Below are 20,783 nucleotides of genomic sequence, written 5' to 3'. Positions count from 1 at the left end.
AAATTGGTTAAAATTACATAATTAACGATGGCCTGAATCCGTGACAGAAGTGTATCAAAAATGTTGGAAAACCCAATCATGCCAAAGTATCAACTCAATTCCGAATGTTCACCTATTAGGTGAAGAAGCCCGAGTGCAATATTTGTTGATTGATCAAGTTTTCTTGGCAGTTTGAACGCGTCTTTATCACGGATTCAGGGATGGGATTTCATATATCATTTACCCGTGGTGCTAGTTGAGCGTCAGCGCTCAACCAGCCCTAGTGTGACCAAGGAATAAGCCAACAAGATGCCATCGAGTGCCACTTCAAACCCGGCCATGGAATTCGCTCGAATGTCGGTGATCCGGTATTGGTCTACGAGAATCGAAAACACCGTCTCGATGACTTTGCGTTTTTTTTGGATCCATTCTTCCCATGCCTTGGATGGGCCGTGCTTTTGATTGTGTCGAGACGGTGTCCAGAACGCGACTTGGTGTTCTTCGTACAGCTTTTCTCGAAGAGCGTGGCTGATGTACCCTTTGTCCCCAAAGTTGTAGGGATGAGGGATTTGAGTCATCACCGTTTCAGCGGCTTTGACGTCGTGGCAGGACGCTTCCGTCACGACATAGCCCATGGCCAGCCCTTGATTGGTCACTTGAAGATGCAGCTTGAAACCGTAGTACCATTGCTTTTTGGAAGCACAATACCCCATATCTGCGATCCCTCGAAATCGCTTGACGCGCTGCATTCTCACGGGATGGCACAACGGAAGAGGCAAGCTGTCGACGACCGCATAAGCATGGTGTTGGCCACGTTTCGCCAGCTCATGACGGATCCATTTGATGGCGAAACCAAGCGCCCGGCAGCGGCGGTTGTATCGGGAGCGTTCAAGAAACGAGCCGTTTGTGAACAAATTTCCCGTGACAAAACGATGCCAGGCTCGTTCGGAAGAAAAGCCCAGCAGCTTCCCCAAAAGGTGAACCGCCATGACCACTTCGTCTTCTTGCTTGACCAAGTGACGGTTGCGGCGATGAAGATACATTTGAATCAACGACAGTTGGGCAGAAACAAAACAGAAAATAGCGGCATATTGTTTTTGAAGTTTGGCTGGATCTGTAGTAAAATGAAAGTGCTCTTGCATGGGGGATCTCTCCTTTCGAATGTTGGGTGACACTTTCATTCTACTGGAGATCCGCCAGCAAGGGCTATTTTTATGCTTGATCAAGTTTATCTAGCACCACGGGTATCATTTATTTGTAAGCAGTAGAATTAATTAATAAAATATGAGACTCTACTTTATGACTTAAAAGGTGTGAGTTATGATGAAAGGAATTATTTTATCAGGCGGTAGCGGCACACGCCTATACCCTTTGACAAAGGTAATATCTAAGCAGCTATTACCAATATACGATAAACCAATGATTTATTATCCATTATCTATTTTAATGCTCGCAGGTATTCGAGATATTCTTATCATCTCCACGCCAGATGATACGCCGCGCTTTGAACAGCTTCTTGGCGATGGGAGTGATTTGGGAATCTCTTTATCCTATGCTGTTCAACCGTCGCCAGATGGCTTGGCGCAAGCTTTTATTATTGGAGAAGAGTTTATCGGTAATGATAATGTGGCTCTTATTCTTGGCGATAATATTTTTTACGGTCATGGATTTACGGCGATGTTGGAGCGAGCGGCATCCAGAAAAAGTGGAGCCACCATATTTGGTTACAATGTAAAAGATCCTGAACGTTTTGGTGTAGTCGAATTCGACAAGAATGGTAAAGTTATTTCTATTGAAGAGAAACCGGAAAAGCCTAAGTCTACCTATGCGGTGACGGGTTTATATTTCTATGATAATCGTGTCATTGACATTGCTAAGTCGCTTAAGCCTTCTGCTCGTGGGGAACTTGAAATTACGGATGTAAATAGGGCGTATTTAGAACTCGGAGAGCTTCATGTTGAATTGCTTGGGCGTGGTTTTGCTTGGCTGGATACGGGAACACACGAATCGTTACTCGAGGCTTCGCTTTTTATTGAAACAATTGAGAAAAGGCAAAGTTTAAAGGTGGCGTGTCTTGAAGAGATTGCGTATCGTAAAGGTTACATTTCTAAAGAACAACTCCTAAAATTAGCCGAGCCTTTGAAGAAAAATAGTTATGGGCAATATTTGCTCGATATTGCCAATCGGGTTAGTAAAGAAGGTGAATTAGTTGAAAATTATTGAAACGAAGTTTAACAATGTCTTTCTTATAGAGCCAAAAGTTTTTGGTGACCATCGTGGATTTTTCATGGAGAGTTATAATGAGAAAGTTTTTAAAGAACTAGGACTAGATTATCAATTTGTTCAAGATAATCAATCTTTATCTGTGGAATCTGGAACGTTAAGAGGTCTTCATTATCAACTTGAGCCCTTTGCTCAAACCAAGTTAGTTCGGGTGATTCGTGGGGCAGTTTATGATGTGATTGTCGATATTCGTAAAGGATCTCCTACTTATGGACAGTGGCAAGGATTTATTTTAAGCGAAGGGAATAAGCGACAGTTGTTAGTTCCAAAGGGTTTTGCTCATGGTTTTTGTACGATTGTACCGAATACAGAAGTGCTATATAAGGTAGACAATTATTATTCACCGGAGCATGATCGTGGAATCTGCTGGAACGATCCAGATTTAAATATTGATTGGCCGACAAATTCACCGATTCTGTCTGAAAAAGACAGTAAGCACCCTAGGTTGGTAGAAGCAGAAAATAATTTTACTTATTAAGGGAAAGGAAATACAGATGAAAGTATTGATTACAGGTGGAGCAGGTTTTATTGGCAGTAATTTTGTCTGTTACATGGTTCGAAAATATCCAAGCTATCAGATTATCAATCTAGATGCACTTACATATGCCGGGAATTTGGAAAATGTAAAAGAGGTTGAAAATGAGCCGAATTATCGATTTGTGAAAGGTGATATTACGGATAGGGAATTGATTGAATCGTTGTTTGCAGAAGGTATAGATGCAGTTGTGAATTTTGCGGCTGAGTCGCATGTAGACCGTAGTATTGCTGATCCAGGAATATTTGTAAAGACAAATATTCAAGGTACACAAGTGCTGCTTGATGCAGCGAAAAAGTATGGCGTGAAAAAATATATACAGATTTCCACTGATGAAGTATATGGAACGTTAGGGGAAACAGGGTATTTTACGGAAACAACACCATTAGCTCCAAACAGTCCATATAGTGCAAGTAAAGCTGGTGCGGATCTTTTAGTACGAGCGTATCATGAAACATATGGATTACCAGTGAATATTACAAGATGTTCTAATAATTACGGTCCTTATCATTTTCCAGAAAAATTAATTCCATTGATGATTATTAATGCTTTAAATGATCAACCGCTCCCTGTTTATGGTGATGGTTTGAATGTTCGTGATTGGCTTCATGTGGAAGATCATTGTTCTGCGATTGATTTAGTGTTACATAAGGGAAAAAATGGAGAAGTATACAATATTGGCGGCAATAATGAGCGAACGAATATCGAAGTAGTAAAGGCAATTTTACGATATTTAAACAAACCTGAATCGTTGATTACATTTGTTGAGGATCGCCTTGGTCACGATCGGCGCTACGCCATTGATGCAACAAAAATTCGTAAAGAATTAGGATGGCAGCCGAAATATACGTTCGAAGAAGGATTAAAGAAAACGATTGACTGGTATTTAGAAAATCGTTCTTGGTGGGAAAACATTTTATCAGGGGAATATAAAGAATATTATCAAAGACAATATGGACAGAAGTTAGGGAGATCATAATGAAGATTGTTGTCACTGGAGCAAACGGGCAGTTAGGTCAAGAGCTTGTACTACAACTACAGGAAACGAACTTTGAACTACATCCGTTTACAAAAAGTGAGTTGGATATTACGAATGAGAACATAGTAAATGAAGTTATTACAAAGATTGAGCCTGATATAATCATAAACGCTGCTGCATATACAAAAGTAGATCAAGCGGAAATAGAAGAAGAAACAGCTTATTTAGTGAATGCGTTTGGACAAAGAAACTTGGCAGTGGCAGCGGAAAAAGTAGGAGCGAAAATATGTTATATTAGCACAGATTATGTTTTTGACGGGTCTTCAATGATACCTTATCGAGAATATGATCGAACGAATCCATTGGGAGTATACGGAAAATCTAAGCTCGTTGGTGAGGAACTCACGAAATCGTTATGTTCTCGATATTTTATTGTAAGAACGGCATGGGTATATGGGGAGTTTGGACAAAATTTTGTCAAAACTATGCTTCGACTGGCGAAAGAAAAAGAGGAAATCGATGTGGTGAATGATCAAGTTGGGTCTCCTACGTATACCGTTGACTTGGCGCGCTTTATTATTGACTTGGTCCAAACAGAGAAATTTGGAACTTATCATTGTACAAATAGTGGTTCTTGTTCTTGGTACGAGTTTGCGACAGCGATTTTTGAGGAAAGTAATATCAGTGTTAAGGTCAATCCAATCACGACGGAACAATTTCCTAGACTAGCGGCAAGGCCGAAATATTCTGTATTAGACAACTTTGCTATGAAGGTGAATGGTTTTCCAATGTTAAGACATTGGCGTGAAGCATTGAAAGAATTTTTGAAAAGTGATTTTAGGATTTGAAGTGATATATTTACAATAGATCAATTATTTACTATAATCCGGTTAGTTAGGCCGGATTATTTTTTTACAAGCGGGTGAAACAATGGATATTAGCATTATTATCGTGAATTACAATACACCGAAACTAACTGTTGAGGCGATTGAATCGATCTTAAAATCTAAAACAAAATATAGTTATGAAATTATTGTTGTGGATAATCATTCTTCCGATGATTCCGTCCGTATCCTCAAGGGAAAGTTCCCGAATATAGTGGTGATTGAAAATAAACAAAATGTAGGATTTTCAAAGGCAAATAACCAAGCAATAAAATTGTCGAAAGGACGCTATATTTTGTTGTTAAATTCTGATACAATTGTAAGAGAAGATACCATTGAGAAAATGATAGAATTTATGGATAAAAATAAAAAGGTTGGAGCAAGTGGTTGCAAGGTCATTTTGCCAAATGGAGAATTGGATTGGGCTTGTCATCGGGGATTTCCAACTCCGGAGGCTTCTTTTTACTACTTAGTGGGATTGGCGAGACTTTTCCCAAGAAGCAGGCGATTTAATCAATATCATCTCGGCTATATGAATTTGAACGAACCGCATCCAATTGATTGTTTGGTAGGGGCATTTATGATGGTGCGCAGAGAGGTGATTGAGCAAGTCGGATTGTTAGATGAGGAATTTTTTATGTACGGTGAAGATATCGATTGGTGCTATCGAATCAAACAGGCGGGTTGGGAGATTTATTATTGCCCGTTTACAAGCATTATCCATTACAAAGGGGCAAGTAGCAAAAAGAAACCTTTTAAAATTGTTTATGAATTTCATCGGGCGATGTTTTTATTCCATAAGAAGCATTATGCTAGAAAATATCCATTTATCGTGAATTATTTCGTTTATATGGGCATAACAGCCAAGTTCATGCTTTCTGCAATAATCAACACTTTTCGAAAAATAGGTGGTTAAGGTGATCAGAGGGAGAGAGAGATTTTTAACCAAGCTCTATGCATTTACAGATGTTTTGATGATGCAAGGCGCTTTTTTCTTAGCGTGGGTGTTGAAATTTAAAGTATTTCACGATGGTGTTGGCGGTCATTTGCCATTGGAAGATTATTTGTTTTGGAGTTTGATTTATGGCGCTATTGCGATTGTAATAGGATATTTAGTAGAATTGTACGCGCCTAAACGGAAAGAGAAGTTTTCTAATGAGTTAGCGAAGGTATTGCAAGTACATACGTTGAGCATGTTTATTTTATTAAGCGTGCTCTTTACTTTTAAAACTGTTGATGTGTCGCGGTCATTTCTATTGCTATATTTTGCATGGAATTTGACGTTAGTTTCGATCTATCGTTACGTTGTAAAACAAAGCCTTCGCAAATTAAGAAAAAAAGGGTATAATAAACAGTTTGTTTTAATTATTGGTGCAGGATCGATTGGCAGAAAGTATTTTGAAAATCTTCAAATGCATCCGGAATACGGATTGGAGGTCGTTGGGTTTTTAGATGACTTTCGAACGAAGCATGCACGGGAGTTTGCTCATTATAAACCGATTATTGGACAAACTGCTGACCTTGAGCATGTATTGAGCCACCAGTTAATTGACGAAGTAGTTGTTGCACTTCCTCTGCAAGCATATCCGAAATATCGAGAAATTATCGCAGTGTGTGAAAAAATGGGAGTTCGAGTTTCGATTATTCCTGATTTTTATGATATGCTTCCAGCTGTTCCTCATTTCGAGATTTTCGGGGATTTACCGATCATTAATATAAGGGACGTACCGTTGGATGAATTAAGGAATCGCATATTGAAGCGTTCATTTGATATTATATTCGCTCTACTAGCGATTGTTGTCACATCACCGATTATGTTATTCATTGCGATTGGAATCAAACTGACTTCGCCAGGGCCGATTATCTTTAAGCAAGAGCGGGTCGGACTGAACCGAAGAACGTTTTATATGTACAAATTCCGTTCAATGAAACATTTGCCTCAGTCGGTTTCTGATACGCAGTGGACAGTGGAAAATGACCCACGGAGGACAAAGTTTGGGGCATTTTTGCGGAAAACAAGTTTGGATGAACTGCCGCAATTCTTTAATGTATTAAAAGGCGATATGAGCGTCGTTGGGCCAAGACCTGAACGTCCTTATTTCGTTGAAAAGTTTAAAGAGGAAATTCCTAAATACATGATCAAGCACCATGTTCGTCCTGGCATCACCGGATGGGCGCAAGTGTGCGGATTGCGCGGAGATACGTCCATTAAAGCCCGAATTGAGCATGACATCTTTTACATCGAAAACTGGAGCCTGTTGTTTGATATCAAGATTATTTTTAAAACGATTTCCAATGGATTAGTGAATAAGAATGCGTACTAGGGTAGCGTGCCTGCGCACTGCGATCCGAAAAGTAGACAGCATAAATTCAGTCAACGTGAAGGAATCAGAGTAAGCGTCAAATTCTTCCTACCTTGGTATGGTGCCTGTCACGCCCCGAAGTTTGTCGAAGTTTTATAGAGACAGAGAGTCATTGAATGGCTCTCTGTTTCTTTTTTTCCGCATCAAACGTCGTTTGAATATTATACCTTTGAACGCCTTCATTCCGCTTTGGAATGGGGGCGATTTTTATTTTAGGACTCACATTTCGCACCCTAACAAGGTCAAAACAAAGGATTTTTTATTTAGTTTTTCAGAATAACTTTTTGACCAACACAACGAGCGATGGCAATCTTTTTTTTACCATCGCTGGTCGTTCCGTATGACGTTACACGTAAATGCTCTCATCCAGCCCCAACCCCTGCAGAATCCTTCGCTGTTCAGGGGTAAGTGAGCGATCCAGTGAGCGTTGGATGCGTCCATCCGGCAGCTCCAGCAGGACGACGTTCACATATGGAAACAGCTGAAAAATCGCCTGTCCCGTCGGTCGGGTCAGCTTGCGGCCTCCGGCGCCCTTTAATGGGTGTTCGGGTGTGATGAACTGGCGCACCCGGCGCTGAAAGACGCGGTAAATGGCCAAGGCCAAGAGAAACAAATAGCCCAATACCGCAACTCGTTCTGGCTTTTTGACATAGATCTCATCCGTGAAAAACGGATCTTTCAAAAAAGCGAAGTTCATTTCCACCGAGATCTGCCCTTTATACAGCTTCAAGATCTCTTTTGCATCCATTTGTTGACCCTTCCATTGTTTAGTGCAAAATAAAAATACACAGTTCTGCAACGTAAAGTGCAGAGCGTAAGGCAAAGAAAAAAGGCTTGCCAGTTCCTAACCTTTCCTCTACTGTGGAAGTTGTGAACGCATAACCAAACAGTGGAGGATGGAGAGGATGCTGACAATGCCTGAAGTTAATCGTAGCGAAAAATTGCGTGAAAAGAAAGGAGACGAAAAGATGAAGGTGCTCGAGTACCGCTTTGCCATTGCACCCATTTTTCATTTCATCGCAAACAAATCGATGGAAGCAGGCTTGCATTTATGTGATGGCCATGCAAAGCAAACCGTGCAGTTGTTTATGAATGATGCCGCTTCTGAGAAAGGGAAGAAGCGCATCGGGGCTATACAATATGAAGGATCCAACGATTACACAGCGAAAGAGCCCTGCATTGTCAGTTGGAGGTTCGAACGAGCGTTGCTTCCCGATGGCCTCAAACAAGATTTGGAGGCCATCACGGCGTTTCGCAGAGATCAAAACGAAGGGACGGCCATCAATCCAAACGCCCAGTCGATTGCCTTTAAATTTGAAGCGTTGACGGATGCCGCCAAAGAAACGATTGAGGCGATTACCGCCGTTCTTCAGAAGCACGCAAAGAGTTGAAGCGGTTATGTGTGTGTCATTTTTCGATGGATGGGACGGTGTGGCTAAGGCGGAGGTTGAAGAGGGAAACGGGGGATTAGGAATGGCGCATGTATTTCAAATCAAAACAAAACCGCATGGGTTTCAGCGGTACGACGAATTCATTCGCGATCAGGTCATTGGGATTGGCTGGCCGCTGATTGGCAATTTGGACGGCATAAGCAAAGATGAGCTGAGAGAGCGATTGCGCAACGTGTACCATTATTCGGGGGCGAAGCTTGGCAACGCTCTTGGCGCGATCTGGGCGTTTGTCCATACGATGGAACAAGGGGATATCGTGTTGGTTCGCCATGGCGCATGGCTCAGCATCGGCATCATTGGCCCCTATCGCTATGTGAAACATCTCGACAATGATATCGATGGGTTTTGCCACCAGCGATCGGTGGAGTGGAAGATCATCAATGAAAACGTTCGGTTGTATAATGAGAAGGTGCATGAAACATTGCGGAGCCCGGGAGTTGTGACAAAAAGCAAATATCCTGTACACGAGCTTCAACTAGGGATTTAACGGTGAAGCAGGAATGTTTGAGATATATATGAAATGGTTCAAAGGTCGAAAATCGTCATTTCGTCTCACTTCCTCGCGAAGAAAATCATGGTACAATGATGATGAAAGGTACAGCTAAGGAAACTTAGCGTCACAAAGCTACAGGGGCTAAGGGGAAACCTATGCCAGCCAGCTGCCATTACCAAAAAATAAAGGAGCATTCCCGTTAGGAGCTTTTCCGGGGACTTGATCAAAAAAAGCCCTCTTGGTATGATACAGGGGTGTCAACCACATCACTCACCATACCAAGGAGGACTTCAGATGAATTGTACACAAAACTATAAAATTGATCAAGTAACCGAACAAACGCTTGTCGTGGGTATTGATATCGCGAAACGAACCCACTACGCCTGCTTCGTGGATGACCGGGGGCGCGTGCTTCGCAAATCGTTCCCGATCTTCCAGTCGAAAGAGGGGTTTCAACAGCTGTATAAAGCGATTCAGGAGGCGATGCAAGCGTTCGGGAAGTCAGAGGTGATCGTCGCCGTGGAGCCGACCGGGCACTACTGGTTGAACCTGGCCTACTTCCTCGAGGAGCACGGGATCCCGTTGGTCATGGTCAACCCGGCGCATGTGTGTCGGTCGAAAGAACTTGATGACAACCTGCCGACGAAACACGACGCCAAAGACGCCCTGGTCATTGCCAGACTGGCAAAAGACGGACGATTCCTCGTTCCCCGGCTGCTGCACGAGATTGAAGCCGATTTGCGCGTGGGGAGCACGCTCAAAGAGAAGCTCCGCAAGGAACAGACGGCGGTGAAAAACGCGATCGTCCGCTGGACGGATCGGTATTTTCCAGAGTTTTGGACCGTGTTTCGTGACTTGGGGAAAACGGCGCTTTCGGTGTTGGAGTGGACGCCGCTTCCGGCTGATATGGCCGGCCGGACGGTGGAGGAGCTTCTTGAGGTGTACCGGCAAAGCGAAGGGATGAAATGCCCGCAGAAGGCCAAAATTCAGGCGTTGATCAACACCGCGAAGGACTCGATTGGGGTGACGGAAGGGACAGCGATGGCCCGGTTTGAGATCGCCGCGCTCGTCCGCCGATACCGCCAATTGGAGGCGGAGATCGCTGCACTGGACGCCGAGTTGAAGGCATTGGTTCAAACGACGATGGAGTACCAATGGTTGAAAACGGTCGACGGGTTGGGAGACGCCACGATCATCGATCTGCTGGCGGAGATCGGCAGCTTCGCCCATTATCGGGACCCGCGCCAATTGGTGAAGTTGGCGGGCCTGACGCTCAAGGAGAACTCCTCCGGCCAGCGCAAAGGGCAAAAGCACATCTCCAAACGGGGACGGAAACGGTTGCGCTCGGTGCTGTTTCGGGCGATGATTCCGCTGATTCGGCATAACGAGGCGTTTCGCGAGCTGCATGAGTATTATACGACCCGATCCGTCAATCCGCTGACCGGAAAGCAGTCCATCGTCGCCTTGTGCCGGAAGCTGTTGAATGTGCTGTTTGCGATTTGTACGAAGAAACAAGCGTTTGACGCGGAGCGAATGAAACAGGACGTCTTGTCCCAAGTGCAACGGGCGGCCTAAGGCCTCCCCCCTGCGAACGGAAGAATCGTTGGACAACGAGATGACACCGGAGAAGCTGGCGTGATTTCATCCATTCGACCTTGAGTCCCTAAAGGAGCTTGGCCGGCCTCCGCCTGATGACGAGACCGAACGAGGGAATGTTGGCGCGAAGACGCCCGGAGACATGGGAGGGTTCGTCCTCATCAGCGACGCGGAGATCCAAAGGGTGCATCGAATATGCTTCCCCCGCGGCAGGAAAATATAACCAGCCGTGGCCGCGAAGCGCACCCTAGGTCTGTAAGATATCCACAAAACTGAAAAAGGATGTAAGGGATTTTGTCGAAAAATATTTTTTGGACACCCCTGAGAGGCCGAAAAGCCTTGATAGATCAACATTTCTAGAGGGAGGAATTGGTAATGTTGAAGAAAGGATGGCCGATTTTGGTGGCGTCGATGCTCGTCGCCTCTCCGGCGTGGGCGGCCGCCAAACCTGCGGGCAAAGCGCATGAGCGCGAAACGATGGTGAAGAAAGTGGAAGTCGTCGTCAAGAAGAAGACGGAACAAAAGGAAACAGAGGCGAAGAAAAAACAGGAATCGTCCAAGCAACAAAAATGGCTTGCGCAAAAGTTGGCGCTGTTACATAAAAAAGTAGGCCAAATTGAAGAGCGGCTAGACAAAGTGACCGCTCGCATTCAAGCATTGAGCGAAGCGGAATCGTCAACGGACACGCAAACGACGCCTGCTGATTCGTTGCCAACGGGCGAGCCGTCTGCTTCTCAACCGACAGAAGTCACAGCGGCAACTGACGCTCCGAGTGGACAAGCCATAGCGGCCAATGACGCTGCCGCTCCAGCTTCCAGCGGGCAAACGGTAACGGAGGCGCCGTCTCCGAATTCTCCACAACCTGTTGGTGAAGACCAAGAGGAACTCGATGAAGAAAAACAAGAGCAAATTGATGGCCTCATCGGCCAGCTCATCGCGCTGTCCAACCAGCTGCGGGCGGTGACGAATGAAATTCGCGCCCTTGAAAAGAAAGTCGGCGCCAACAACGCAGACATTCAGAAGGTAAAAGAAAAAGTCAAGGCGTTGAACGACCAAGTGCAAGCGAACAAAAAGGCGTTGCTTCAGTTGCTGTAGAAATCAAGGGAGAAGGCGTCCCAAACGTTGGGGCGCCTTTTTGCATTAACGGAAGGACGTCCTTATTCCCGTTTTTAAGGAAAAAATGAATTTAATCAAGAACTTTTGCATGATTTTTGACATAAACTAATCATATATTCCGCTTTTTGAGGAAAAATACATGGAAAATCAATTGTTCTCAGTTTATAATTGATTGTAGAAGCAAGGTCAAAAGTTTGATGAAAACTCCACACGGATCATCCCATTGAGCATCGCAGGGATGTTCAAGGTTGGATTCGTCATTTTAGATATACGGGAGGTGAAGTGTATGGTAAATACAAACAAAATTGTAGGTCAGAATGTCAAAAAATATATAGAAGGGAAAGGCATTAAACATTCATGGGTGATGGAACGCACTGGTATTAAGAAGACAGCTTATTATAATTTCTTGAAAGGCGAAGGAAATGTGGAGGAGTATGTTGCAAAGATCAATAAGCTGTTCCGCATTAACGATCCGTTCTTTTTTTACAAGGCAGATATGGAGTTAAATGGAAAAACGTTTGGCCGCAGCCGATCTGATTCATTTATGAATTATGTGGCCCTTTCGTTTCACGGTGCAGAGGACGAAGAATTCAAAAAGGGCATGCATCTTTTCAGCGAATTTGTTGAACTGATCGATGTGTTAAAATCAGTGACAAATTCCGAACATCCAAGGGGGTAGTCCATTGATTGCAAAAGACAATCTTGAAATGATTCTAGAGCATAACAAAACACATTTGCCGAAAATGAAAAGGGCAATGGACCGTATTTACTCCCTCGGAGATCCTCTTGCTCATGTAAAGCCGCTTGATTTTATAAAAACTTATCTTTACGAGCATGCAAATGTATTGCAGTTTCCGATTCAACATGCTGACTATGGTGGGCTTGTGTATTACTATAACGGTGATTATTATGTCCATATTAATACCGCACAGCCGAGAATATATGAAAATTTCATGTGGGCGCACGAGTTTTATCATTTCTTTTTTGACAAGGAGAAAATTAAGAACCCTGACCAAAATTTTATCATGATTGATCATATTTATGATGAAAAAGAGCGGCTTCCTAATCTCTTTGCTGCCGAATTTTTAATTAATGATTTTGTGTTGGAAAGAAGTTTTCGATTTTTGGAGACCGCTCACATGAAACAATCTCTCTCCCAAAAAATTATGCGATTAATCAGTGTCTTCCAGATCCCGTACAAAGCGTTAGTTGTGAAACTTGCTCAAAACGAATTGATCACGATTAACGAAGCAAAAGATGCATTGGACTATGATTATAGAAATCGTATTCCCCATGATATAGACAAATCATTGTTCGAGCCTAGTTATACGATAAACATCAGCGGGTTTGATGAATTATATGAAAAGGCAAAAGGATTGATGTATGAGGAGGATCTTCAATCGATTAAAAAATTTTATGATAAGCTATATGAACAAGTGTTGGCGTCAGTGCATGATCAAAGGGGGACGAAAGGATGAAGGTCCTCGATTCCCCTGTTTTAGAATCCGTTCGCCCGTTTATTTCAGATAATACGGTCCAACTGTACCAGTCACTAAATGAACATCAAGCATTTTATATGTTAGATAATATGATCTTAACGAAATTCAGAAAACAAATATCAAATTTGCCGCTTTTGCTGCAGGCATTTCATCAGTCTCCGATTTTTCTTATTCCTGATGCAGTGTTAGAAGAGTCTTGTAGGAATATACCCACAAAGGGTAACTATTCACCCCAGTGCTAGTGTATAAAAAAGCCCAGCACAAATAGGGCATTTCGGTCATAGAAAATGCCCTAGGTAGCGGAAAGAACTCGATCGATCGTTTCGCCTGCCAACAGAAGACATAACGAATCCCACACGTTTTTTTCGTGTTTCGTCAGTGTGGAAACGATGCTTCTTGCGATGCAAAACGACTGCGCGAATGTTTCTTCGCGAAACGTACCCGAAATGTTCTCTTTGACTTTGACCATGCGAAGATCGCGTTCGGCTTGGTTGTTATCAAAGGGAACATGTACTTCACGTAAGAAACGCAGCGCTTCTTCCTTTCGTTTTTGAAGGCGTCGAACAAAAGCGAGTGCTTTTTTCGGAAGAGGCGTCATCGTTTCTAATCGGTGTTGTGCTCTTTCTAGGATGCGATCATACACTCGTTCCCACCGTCTCGCTTCTTCTTCGGAAAGTGCACCGTGATGGGCTTCGACGGCTTGCTTGGCGGCTAACAGAAACGTGGTCATGCGCATCGCCCACGTATGCCCCTGTTCGATGAATCCTTTTAACTCACGCAAATGGTGGGCATGACAAAGGGCATGGGTGGCATGTGTGTATTTCGGATACGTACCGAACGCATCGTGCATCATCGTCCCTTCATATCGGGGAAGAATCCCGATATCATCGGTCGCTTTTTTTCCACGAGAAGCGTGAGGAGCCAAGTATGTATATCTCGATGTACACGCGACATGCACCCATGCGAGTTTCCCATTGATGCGCAAACTCGTTTCATCGACATGCAGGATGTTGGATTCAAGTAAGGCGTCTTCGATGATGTCCATATTTGATTCCAACGATTCGCGTCCTCGTTTCACCATATTGGCAAGAGTTCCCGTACTAATCGAGTGTTGATATAACGCTTCGATTGTATCACTTAAACGCTTGTACGGGATCAATTGGATATGATGTAAATAAACAACGAGCGCCGTGAGCCGTGGACCGTATTGCACATGATTCGTGACATGGGATGGGAATTCGGCTTGTTGAACACATCGACAATGTGGACACGATTTCACTTCACGTTCATGTTGTGTCACCTCGATCGCCACAGGAGGGACATCAAACACTTGACGGATATCGACTTTGAACGGTTTGACTTCACGCAAAGAAGCTCCACATCCTTGACACGTATGCACACGGTGGACGACACGATGATGTGGACGTTCCACTTGACGGAGCGTCGTTCCTTGATGTCCTTCTTGTCCGCCTGGCTTGTTGCCAGATGGTTGACGAGAAGAACGTGTGTTGGCAAAACGGTCAGAAGATGGGGGCAAATGGCTATTAGAGCTGTTTTTTTTCGTGCGTGCTTCCAGCTCTTGAACGCGATACTTGAGTTGTTCATTTTCTTTGCGTAGCTGTTTGTTTTCTTTCAACAGTTGCTCAATGACTTGTTGTTGGTGAGTAATGAGCTGCTTTTGTTGTTGGACTTTGCTGATTAAGCTTTCAACTGTAAATACAGCTTGTTGTACCGTCAACATGCGATTCACCTCCTTGTCTATCAATATTCACATCATGGACAGGAAAAGCAAAAAATATTCAGCTCACTTTATGATGTGGCTGAATAGTTACCACAAAGGAACGGTATAATGATTATTACTTTGAGCTTTTCAAACAATTATCGGAGAAGAAACAGCTGTATATTCTATCGATGCAAACCATTTATCACTTATTAGAGAAAGGAATGACGAAAAAGCAACGCATATTGGATGTGATGAAACAACTAGCTTTGCAAGCTTTCAGAGTCAATAGAGATATTATTCATAACCTGGAACGATGTGAATTATCCTCCATTTCGGATCTTCCAAAATTGAGACAAATCATTTTACATAACGGAAATAATGCAGGAGAGCGCTTTATTTGTTTTTTCTCATTATTGCTTGTTCATCAGTACTACGGTCCTGCCTATATATGTAGTGATGACGGCAAAGGTGTATATACGATGTATAATACTTTTGTAAATAACGAAAGTTTATTTGGAATATTAGGTATCGATGATTTTTTAGGATTTAAACAGCAATACATCCTGCTGTCTTATGACCGTATTCTACAATTATCCATTCAAAATACGAAGTTAAGCTCCGAAGAAATCTATGCTTTTGTGCACAGCAGCGGTCGAAACGAGTCGAGGAAGGTCATTTATTCGTTAGATGGACAGTCATTCCATACAGAAATTAAAAATGCCAATTTGGCAAAATGGATTGAAGAAGGAAAAATAGAGATTTCCTTTTAACGGAGGGGCATCCGTTGCTTCTCAAAAGTTGCGAAAGCTCGATAGAGGCAGAGAGCCGCAAGGAAGATCCGTTATGAAAAAAGCTTATTTTGTTGAAATCAAACCGACAACTGAACAAGCGATCAAAATAAACAAAACGATTGGTGTTTGTCGCTGATGGCCTCATCGGCCAGCTCATCGCGCTGTCCAACCAGCTGCGGGCGGTGACGAATGAAATTCGCGCCCTTGAAAAGAAAGTCGGCGCCAACAACGCAGACATTCAGAAGGTAAAAGAAAAAGTCAAGGCGTTGAACAACCAAGTGCAAGCGAACAAGAAAGCATTGCTTCAGTTGCTGTAGAAATCAAAGGAGAAGGTGTCCCAAAACGGCGGGACACCTTTTTTCGCATCAACGGAGAATGTTGATGGACGTGTTCTACAGGTGCCACAATCATGCTGAATCATGGCTTCTTTTCACTGTCCCGAGGCAGCCCATGTTTTTGATTTTCCTAATTTTCGTTCTCCTTGAAATCATGAAGTTGATGGTTTCTTTCTGAATCCATGATGAAAACGCGCTGCAACTGCTTAGAGCACTTGATATCATCCGTCCGTGAGCCGTCTTGTGCCCGAAAATCATAAATTATTCAATTTGGACTTCAGTTTTTCCAGCAACTCGTTCGTACTTGCGGAAATTCCCTTTTTGATTAAGTGGACTATGGCCTCATTGAAACTGTTCAATTCATTTCCTAATTGATAAATCCGGATTTGGTTCAATAGATCGACAGGTAGGTCAATGGTCACTTTGTTCTTTGCTGGCTGCTCTTTTTCTTTGTATTCCGCTTGGTCTTCGGGATGTTCATACTTCCATTCTGGCAGCGCAAGGCATCTTCCTTTTTCTAAATAGACAAATTGCAATTCCGGATTGTTCCCGACGTTCATTCTTACATTTCGCTCAAGTGTCTGTGATAAGGATTGAACTGCATCTTTCGCCTGGCTTTGGACAAGCCCTTTTTCCAAAGCGATTTTTGCCAGTTCTTTGGCGCTTAACGGTATTTTCATCTCTTGAAGGATCTTCGCTGCTGCCTGTTGGATGGTCAACATCATATTCACCTCCTTGAATTGCATTATAAATGATTTTTTTTGTTTGTTTCAACATAAAAAATCATATTATTGATTTTATTGATTTTTTTGTTGTTATAAATCATAAAATCATGTCCGGTTCTTTCATCGCTTCTTAATCTGCATACTTCAGAATAGGGGGGATATAATTTTCTTTATTTACAAAATCTTTATTATATATTTACATATTTTATCTTTTTTTCTTTTATTTTCAGTTTATATTGAAAATGAAATTGTACAAAAAATGGAGGGAGAGGGAAATGAAGAAGAGGTATATGCCGATAGCGGCATTGTCCGCTTTGTCGCTTGCTGCTGAGGCGGCGCCCGGTTTGGTCCAAGCGGCCGATGCGGGTCGGGCGGAGCAGTTGGTGGCCAAAGCCGAAGCGCTGGCAGGGGCATTGAAATGGGAAGTGTCATATGAGTACCGGAAACAGAAGGTTCCGGATCGGGCGCTTGACTATCCTGATATGCGGCTATTTCAGGAAACAAAACAAGCGTTGCAGGCGGCTGAGCAAGAAGTAAGAAAAATGAGCGGCAAAGAGAGAGAAGGATTGGAAGCACGGCTGTCGGAGCACGTGCGGGTGTATGTGCAGCGGGCGGTTGCCTACATTGATGCCGTGTCGGCGGGAAAAAGCATGGCGAAAAAAGCCCAAGAGCTGGCCGAGCAGTTGAACAAGGGGGAAGGAGGCCGAGCGTTGGAGCAGGCTTATCATGCTTTATCAAAAGAAATTCGTACCAAAACACCGATATTGTACCGCGTCTATGGGGCATCGACGCGCCAAGCGCTGTTTGACGGATATGTAAAGCCGGCGGAACGAGTGAGACAAGTGGCTTTGTATCCGGTATCGATCCAGATTGAGGCGGATCGTTTGCGCGCTTCTGTGGCTGAGGGGCGATTGGATGATGTCATCGCTTGCCAAACGCGCATCGATCGGTGGCTCAAAGAGGGGAACACCTCGGGGGCGATGCGGGAAAACAGCCGTCTGCGCGAGAGCATCCGTGCTTATGCGCAAGCGGCCAAAAACGAAGCAGCAACGCGATGGACGATTATTGAGGCGGCATCCACCGATCCGAATCATCCGACTGCCGCGGGTGGAACGGCGGGGAAAGAACAGGAGTATGATCGGCCGGTGGTGCTGCTTGCCGGTGATAAGCAGTATGTTCGCTTCGCGTATGCCCATGTGAAGGGAGATGTCTTGATCAAGGGAAAAGGAAATGGCGCCGGCACGGTTGTGTTGGATCATGTACACGTGACCCCTGGGGCGGTTGGCGACGGGAAGCTTATTGTCGATGATATAAGCGAACACACTCTGTATCAACGATCTGTGTCTGCGGAGCAATTGGACATTCGCGATGTGAACGGGGCGCATATTGTGGCCAGCGAAGGAACAAGGGTGAAAACCGTCCGGCTCATTGACGAAGCCGGCAGCGAGGGAACATTGGTGTTGGAAGCGAAAGAAGCCGGGGCGTATGATTCACTTGTCATTGAAGCTGCACATTCTCGGACTTTGGTGGAATTGCGCGGGAATTTTTCCAAGACGAATGTCCAAGTGGCGGGCAATGGGGCGTCTGTGAACATCAAAGCAGGCACGGTGGTGCAACAACTCGATGTGAAAGCGGGCGCAGACATTGTTGCTGAGAAGGGAGCAGAAATTCAAGCGATCGATATCGCAACTGCTAAACAAGGGGAGCGCGTTCAGCTCAAAGGCGATTTGGCGAAAACGACGGTCGTTGTAAGCAATGGGAATGGGCGAATTGAAATTGGTGATCAGACGGTAGTCAAAGAAATTCGAAAAGGCGCCACTGTGCAAGGAACAGTCGAAATCGCCAATCGGGGTGTTGTGCAGACGGCAGTCGGTGTGGCCATTCAGGGACAGACGTCAGGAACCGTCTCCAACCCAGGTTCCGTCAGCGGAGCGAGCGGAGGGGGAATGGCTGATGTGACGCCCCCGCATTTGTCGTTGGCTTCTTCCCCGCGGGTGACAGTCGGAAAAGACATTACCGTCCAATCCGATGAGGAAGGCATCGTCTATGCTGTGCCGAGCAGTGAACAGCCGCATTCCTTGGCGGAGTTGGAAGCGCTCGTATCAAGCGGCAAGGCGAAAAAAATTTCTTTAACCGCTCCCGGGACGAATGTACGGGTGAGCACGTCCGGATGGACGATTGGCACTTATCGCTTGTACGAGGCGGATCGTTCCGGAAATGTGTCCGCCCCGACGGATACGTTGACCGTTGAGCCGTTTGAGTTGATGATCATGCATACGAATGATACGCACGGGCATTTGGAGCGGGCGGCGCGGCGCATGACAGCGATCAAACAAGTGAGAACCGAACATCCGGACGCGCTGTTGCTTGATGCCGGTGATGTGTTTTCCGGAACGCTGTATTCTAGTGAGTTTAACGGATTGGCCGATTTGGCGCTCATGAATTTGGCCGGATATGATGCGATGATATTTGGAAACCATGAATTTGACAAAGGAACGGGTGTGTTGGCTGATTTTGTGAAAGAGGCGAGGTTTCCGTTTGTCAGCGCGAACGTCGATTTGTCGAACGATGTCCACCTGGGCGGACGATTCCATGACACGATTGCCAGCCAACCGGAGAACGGAAACGTGTATGAAGGTGTGATCAAAGAAGTAAACGGTGAAAAAATTGGCATTTTTGGTTTGACAACCGCGGAGACAAAGCAAATTTCCAGTCCGGGCGATGGTGTGAAGTTTGAAGATTATTTGCAAGAAGCGCGCAAAGCGGTAGATGATTTGCGCCGCCAAGGAGTGAATAAGATCATCGCCCTCACCCATATCGGCTTTAATGACGGGGGAGGAGATAATGATCTCACTTTAGCGAAGGAGGTGGAAGGCATCGATATTATTGTCGGCGGCCACTCCCATGATAAATTGGCGGAGCCGGTCATCGACCGAACGGGAGAAGAGCCGACGGTCATCGTACAGGCGAATGAATACAACAAATATCTCGGCACGCTCGATGTCCAATTTGATGAACAAGGGAAAGTCATCAGCTATGCGGGGAAGCTGATCGATATTGACCAAAAAACCGGTGAAATGTATGTGTTGAAAGAAGATGAGGAAGCGGCTGCCCTGCTTGATGAGAAGTACACGCCGAAAATCGTGGAAAAGCAAACGACAGTTGTTGGACAGACGACCGTTCCGCTTGTTGGCGGCAATCCTCCGGCGCGGGTCGGTGAAACGAATTTAGGCAATATGATCGCCGACGGCATGTTGGCGCGGGCGAAACAAATCGACCCGAGTGTGTCGATCGCGTTTCAAAATGGGGGCGGGGTTCGCACTTCCATTCCGGCGGGAACGATTACGCTGGGAAAACTGCTTGAAGTCATGCCGTTTGGCAATTCGCTTGCCATTATGCGGTTGACGGGGGAAGAAATCAAGCAGGCTCTGGAAGTCAGTGTAAAAGATGCGCCAACGAAACCATTCGGGGGATTTTTGCAAGTAGCGGGGCTTCGGTTTGTTTATGACAGCGGGCAGCCGGTTGGACAGAAAGTGGTATTTATTGAGGTGAACGAAGGTGGCCGTTACATTCCGCTCGATCCGAACAAAACCTACGGGGTGGCAACCAACAACTTTACGGCGAAAGGCGGCGATGGATATGAGGTGTTCGCCAAAGCGTATCGAGAGGGGCGTGTGAGCGAGCCGGGCTTTGTCGATTGGGAAATGGCGAAGCAATACATTGAATCCCAGCCTGACAAAACAGTCGCGCCGAACGTGGAAGGGCGGATTTTCGATTTGGCCTCTATAATTGTTCCGGCGGCCGAGTTCAGCGGGACAGCGGACAAGCCGAAAATGTATAACGGCCATGTGGCGGTGGAAGCGAAAGATGTGAACCAACTTCAATATGCGGTCATCAAAGGGAATTTGTATATTCGCGGCAATCATTCTGTCACGCTTGATCATGTTACAGTCGAAGGGGATGTGTATTTGCTTGACTAACGTGCAGGCGTTGGCCCAATCCTCCCGCTTCCGTGGGTGGAAGTGGGGGGA

At 44.8% G+C, this 20,783-nt stretch carries 18 protein-coding genes, 2 pseudogenes and 1 riboswitch; of the genes and pseudogenes, 16 read left to right on the top strand and 4 right to left on the bottom strand.

The genetic code is table 11. The annotated features are described in order from the left end of the window. Positions 1-242 precede the first annotated feature (242 nt). Positions 243-1,121, bottom strand: coding sequence for an IS982-like element ISGsp1 family transposase (locus QWV57_RS16230; protein ID WP_014195983.1), 879 nt, complete (start codon positions 1,119-1,121; stop codon positions 243-245). Between the two features lie 181 nt (positions 1,122-1,302). On the opposite strand from QWV57_RS16230, the gene rmlA reads away from it, so the two are divergent. From rmlA to QWV57_RS16200, 6 genes are all read left to right on the top strand, one after another. Further along, positions 1,303-2,202, top strand: coding sequence for a glucose-1-phosphate thymidyltransferase RmlA (gene rmlA, locus QWV57_RS16225; RefSeq protein WP_301100102.1), 900 nt, complete (start codon positions 1,303-1,305; stop codon positions 2,200-2,202). Continuing rightward, complete coding sequence (gene rfbC / locus QWV57_RS16220) at positions 2,189-2,740, top strand: dTDP-4-dehydrorhamnose 3,5-epimerase (RefSeq protein WP_301100101.1); 552 nt, start codon at positions 2,189-2,191, stop codon at positions 2,738-2,740. The genes rmlA and rfbC overlap by 14 nt, the downstream gene beginning before the upstream one ends. A 16-nt stretch (positions 2,741-2,756) precedes the next feature. Then, on the top strand, positions 2,757-3,776 hold the full coding sequence (rfbB, locus tag QWV57_RS16215; protein WP_301100100.1) for a dTDP-glucose 4,6-dehydratase: 1,020 nt from the start codon (positions 2,757-2,759) through the stop codon (positions 3,774-3,776). Continuing rightward, a complete protein-coding gene (gene rfbD / locus QWV57_RS16210; RefSeq protein WP_301100099.1) occupies positions 3,776-4,624 on the top strand; it encodes a dTDP-4-dehydrorhamnose reductase in 849 nt (282 codons plus the stop codon). The genes rfbB and rfbD overlap by 1 nt, the downstream gene beginning before the upstream one ends. 82 nt (positions 4,625-4,706) lie before the next feature. Beyond that, positions 4,707-5,576, top strand: coding sequence for a glycosyltransferase family 2 protein (locus QWV57_RS16205; RefSeq protein WP_301100098.1), 870 nt, complete (start codon positions 4,707-4,709; stop codon positions 5,574-5,576). A 1-nt stretch (position 5,577) separates the two neighbouring features. Then, positions 5,578-6,984, top strand: a complete 1,407-nt coding sequence (locus QWV57_RS16200; RefSeq protein ID WP_301100097.1) for an undecaprenyl-phosphate glucose phosphotransferase — start codon at positions 5,578-5,580, stop codon at positions 6,982-6,984. Between the two features lie 385 nt (positions 6,985-7,369). Here the strand turns inward: QWV57_RS16200 and QWV57_RS16195 are convergent. Further along, a pseudogene (locus QWV57_RS16195) lies at positions 7,370-7,792 on the bottom strand (IS1634 family transposase); the annotation flags it as partial. Between the two features lie 127 nt (positions 7,793-7,919). Here QWV57_RS16195 and QWV57_RS16190 point away from each other — a divergent pair. The 6 genes from QWV57_RS16190 (at position 7,920) to QWV57_RS16165 (ending at position 13,157) form a co-directional block, all read left to right on the top strand. Continuing rightward, positions 7,920-8,414: a hypothetical protein gene (locus tag QWV57_RS16190; RefSeq protein ID WP_301100096.1), complete on the top strand. Its 495-nt coding sequence runs from the start codon at positions 7,920-7,922 to the stop codon at positions 8,412-8,414. Positions 8,415-8,496: 82 nt separating this feature from the next. Next, positions 8,497-8,961 carry a DUF8426 domain-containing protein gene (locus QWV57_RS16185; protein ID WP_301100095.1) on the top strand — a complete coding sequence of 155 codons (465 nt, stop codon included), beginning with the start codon at positions 8,497-8,499 and terminating at the stop codon, positions 8,959-8,961. A 97-nt stretch (positions 8,962-9,058) separates the two neighbouring features. After that, a riboswitch (cyclic di-GMP riboswitch) is annotated at positions 9,059-9,141 on the top strand. 120 nt (positions 9,142-9,261) lie between these two features. Next, positions 9,262-10,542, top strand: a complete 1,281-nt coding sequence (locus QWV57_RS16180; protein ID WP_055358439.1) for an IS110 family RNA-guided transposase — start codon at positions 9,262-9,264, stop codon at positions 10,540-10,542. A 396-nt stretch (positions 10,543-10,938) separates the two neighbouring features. Then, positions 10,939-11,658, top strand: a complete 720-nt coding sequence (locus QWV57_RS16175) for a hypothetical protein (protein ID WP_301100094.1) — start codon at positions 10,939-10,941, stop codon at positions 11,656-11,658. A 307-nt stretch (positions 11,659-11,965) separates the two neighbouring features. Beyond that, the gene (locus tag QWV57_RS16170) at positions 11,966-12,358 is read left to right on the top strand and encodes a hypothetical protein (RefSeq protein WP_014196828.1); all 393 of its coding nucleotides are present in this window, start codon (positions 11,966-11,968) and stop codon (positions 12,356-12,358) included. Positions 12,359-12,362: 4 nt separating this feature from the next. Then, on the top strand, positions 12,363-13,157 hold the full coding sequence (locus QWV57_RS16165; RefSeq protein WP_014196827.1) for an ImmA/IrrE family metallo-endopeptidase: 795 nt from the start codon (positions 12,363-12,365) through the stop codon (positions 13,155-13,157). Positions 13,158-13,470: 313 nt separating this feature from the next. Here QWV57_RS16165 and QWV57_RS16160 read toward each other — a convergent pair whose 3' ends face one another. Then, positions 13,471-14,919: an IS66-like element ISGst1 family transposase gene (locus tag QWV57_RS16160; protein WP_119877845.1), complete on the bottom strand. Its 1,449-nt coding sequence runs from the start codon at positions 14,917-14,919 to the stop codon at positions 13,471-13,473. Positions 14,920-15,122: 203 nt separating this feature from the next. Here QWV57_RS16160 and QWV57_RS16155 point away from each other — a divergent pair, with 203 nt between their 5' ends. From QWV57_RS16155 to QWV57_RS16145, 3 genes and pseudogenes are all read left to right on the top strand, one after another. Beyond that, entirely contained in the window at positions 15,123-15,671 is a 549-nt protein-coding gene (locus tag QWV57_RS16155) for a hypothetical protein (RefSeq protein WP_233130476.1), read from the top strand. A 73-nt stretch (positions 15,672-15,744) separates the two neighbouring features. Continuing rightward, a complete protein-coding gene (locus QWV57_RS16150; RefSeq protein ID WP_223812672.1) occupies positions 15,745-15,828 on the top strand; it encodes a helix-turn-helix domain-containing protein in 84 nt (27 codons plus the stop codon). Next, positions 15,827-16,009, top strand: a pseudogene (locus tag QWV57_RS16145) (hypothetical protein); the annotation flags it as partial. The gene QWV57_RS16150 and the pseudogene QWV57_RS16145, both read left to right, overlap by 2 nt. Before the next feature lie 272 nt (positions 16,010-16,281). Here the strand turns inward: QWV57_RS16145 and QWV57_RS16140 are convergent. Further along, positions 16,282-16,749 (bottom strand): HTH domain-containing protein, encoded by a 468-nt coding sequence (locus QWV57_RS16140; RefSeq protein WP_068896398.1) that lies wholly within the window; start codon positions 16,747-16,749, stop codon positions 16,282-16,284. A gap of 278 nt (positions 16,750-17,027) precedes the next feature. On the opposite strand from QWV57_RS16140, the gene QWV57_RS16135 reads away from it, so the two are divergent. Then, the gene (locus QWV57_RS16135) at positions 17,028-20,732 is read left to right on the top strand and encodes a 5'-nucleotidase C-terminal domain-containing protein (RefSeq protein ID WP_301100092.1); all 3,705 of its coding nucleotides are present in this window, start codon (positions 17,028-17,030) and stop codon (positions 20,730-20,732) included. Positions 20,733-20,783 lie beyond the last annotated feature (51 nt).

It is taken from the genome of Geobacillus zalihae (assembly GCF_030414215.1).
In the GTDB taxonomy this organism is placed as follows: domain Bacteria; phylum Bacillota; class Bacilli; order Bacillales; family Anoxybacillaceae; genus Geobacillus; species Geobacillus zalihae.
Note: the sequence above shows the minus strand (reverse complement) of the source record. Positions and strands in the feature narration are given on the sequence as shown.

Coding starts and splice junctions, on each gene's coding strand:
- QWV57_RS16230 (WP_014195983.1), bottom strand. CDS start 1,121: ATGCAAGAGCACTTTCATTTTACTACAGATCCAGCCAAACTTCAAAAA.
- rmlA (WP_301100102.1), top strand. CDS start 1,303: ATGAAAGGAATTATTTTATCAGGCGGTAGCGGCACACGCCTATACCCT.
- rfbB (WP_301100100.1), top strand. CDS start 2,757: ATGAAAGTATTGATTACAGGTGGAGCAGGTTTTATTGGCAGTAATTTT.
- rfbD (WP_301100099.1), top strand. CDS start 3,776: ATGAAGATTGTTGTCACTGGAGCAAACGGGCAGTTAGGTCAAGAGCTT.
- QWV57_RS16205 (WP_301100098.1), top strand. CDS start 4,707: ATGGATATTAGCATTATTATCGTGAATTACAATACACCGAAACTAACT.
- QWV57_RS16190 (WP_301100096.1), top strand. CDS start 7,920: ATGGAGAGGATGCTGACAATGCCTGAAGTTAATCGTAGCGAAAAATTG.
- QWV57_RS16185 (WP_301100095.1), top strand. CDS start 8,497: ATGGCGCATGTATTTCAAATCAAAACAAAACCGCATGGGTTTCAGCGG.
- QWV57_RS16180 (WP_055358439.1), top strand. CDS start 9,262: ATGAATTGTACACAAAACTATAAAATTGATCAAGTAACCGAACAAACG.
- QWV57_RS16175 (WP_301100094.1), top strand. CDS start 10,939: ATGTTGAAGAAAGGATGGCCGATTTTGGTGGCGTCGATGCTCGTCGCC.
- QWV57_RS16170 (WP_014196828.1), top strand. CDS start 11,966: ATGGTAAATACAAACAAAATTGTAGGTCAGAATGTCAAAAAATATATA.
- QWV57_RS16160 (WP_119877845.1), bottom strand. CDS start 14,919: ATGTTGACGGTACAACAAGCTGTATTTACAGTTGAAAGCTTAATCAGC.
- QWV57_RS16155 (WP_233130476.1), top strand. CDS start 15,123: ATGACGAAAAAGCAACGCATATTGGATGTGATGAAACAACTAGCTTTG.
- QWV57_RS16150 (WP_223812672.1), top strand. CDS start 15,745: ATGAAAAAAGCTTATTTTGTTGAAATCAAACCGACAACTGAACAAGCG.
- QWV57_RS16140 (WP_068896398.1), bottom strand. CDS start 16,749: ATGTTGACCATCCAACAGGCAGCAGCGAAGATCCTTCAAGAGATGAAA.
- QWV57_RS16135 (WP_301100092.1), top strand. CDS start 17,028: ATGAAGAAGAGGTATATGCCGATAGCGGCATTGTCCGCTTTGTCGCTT.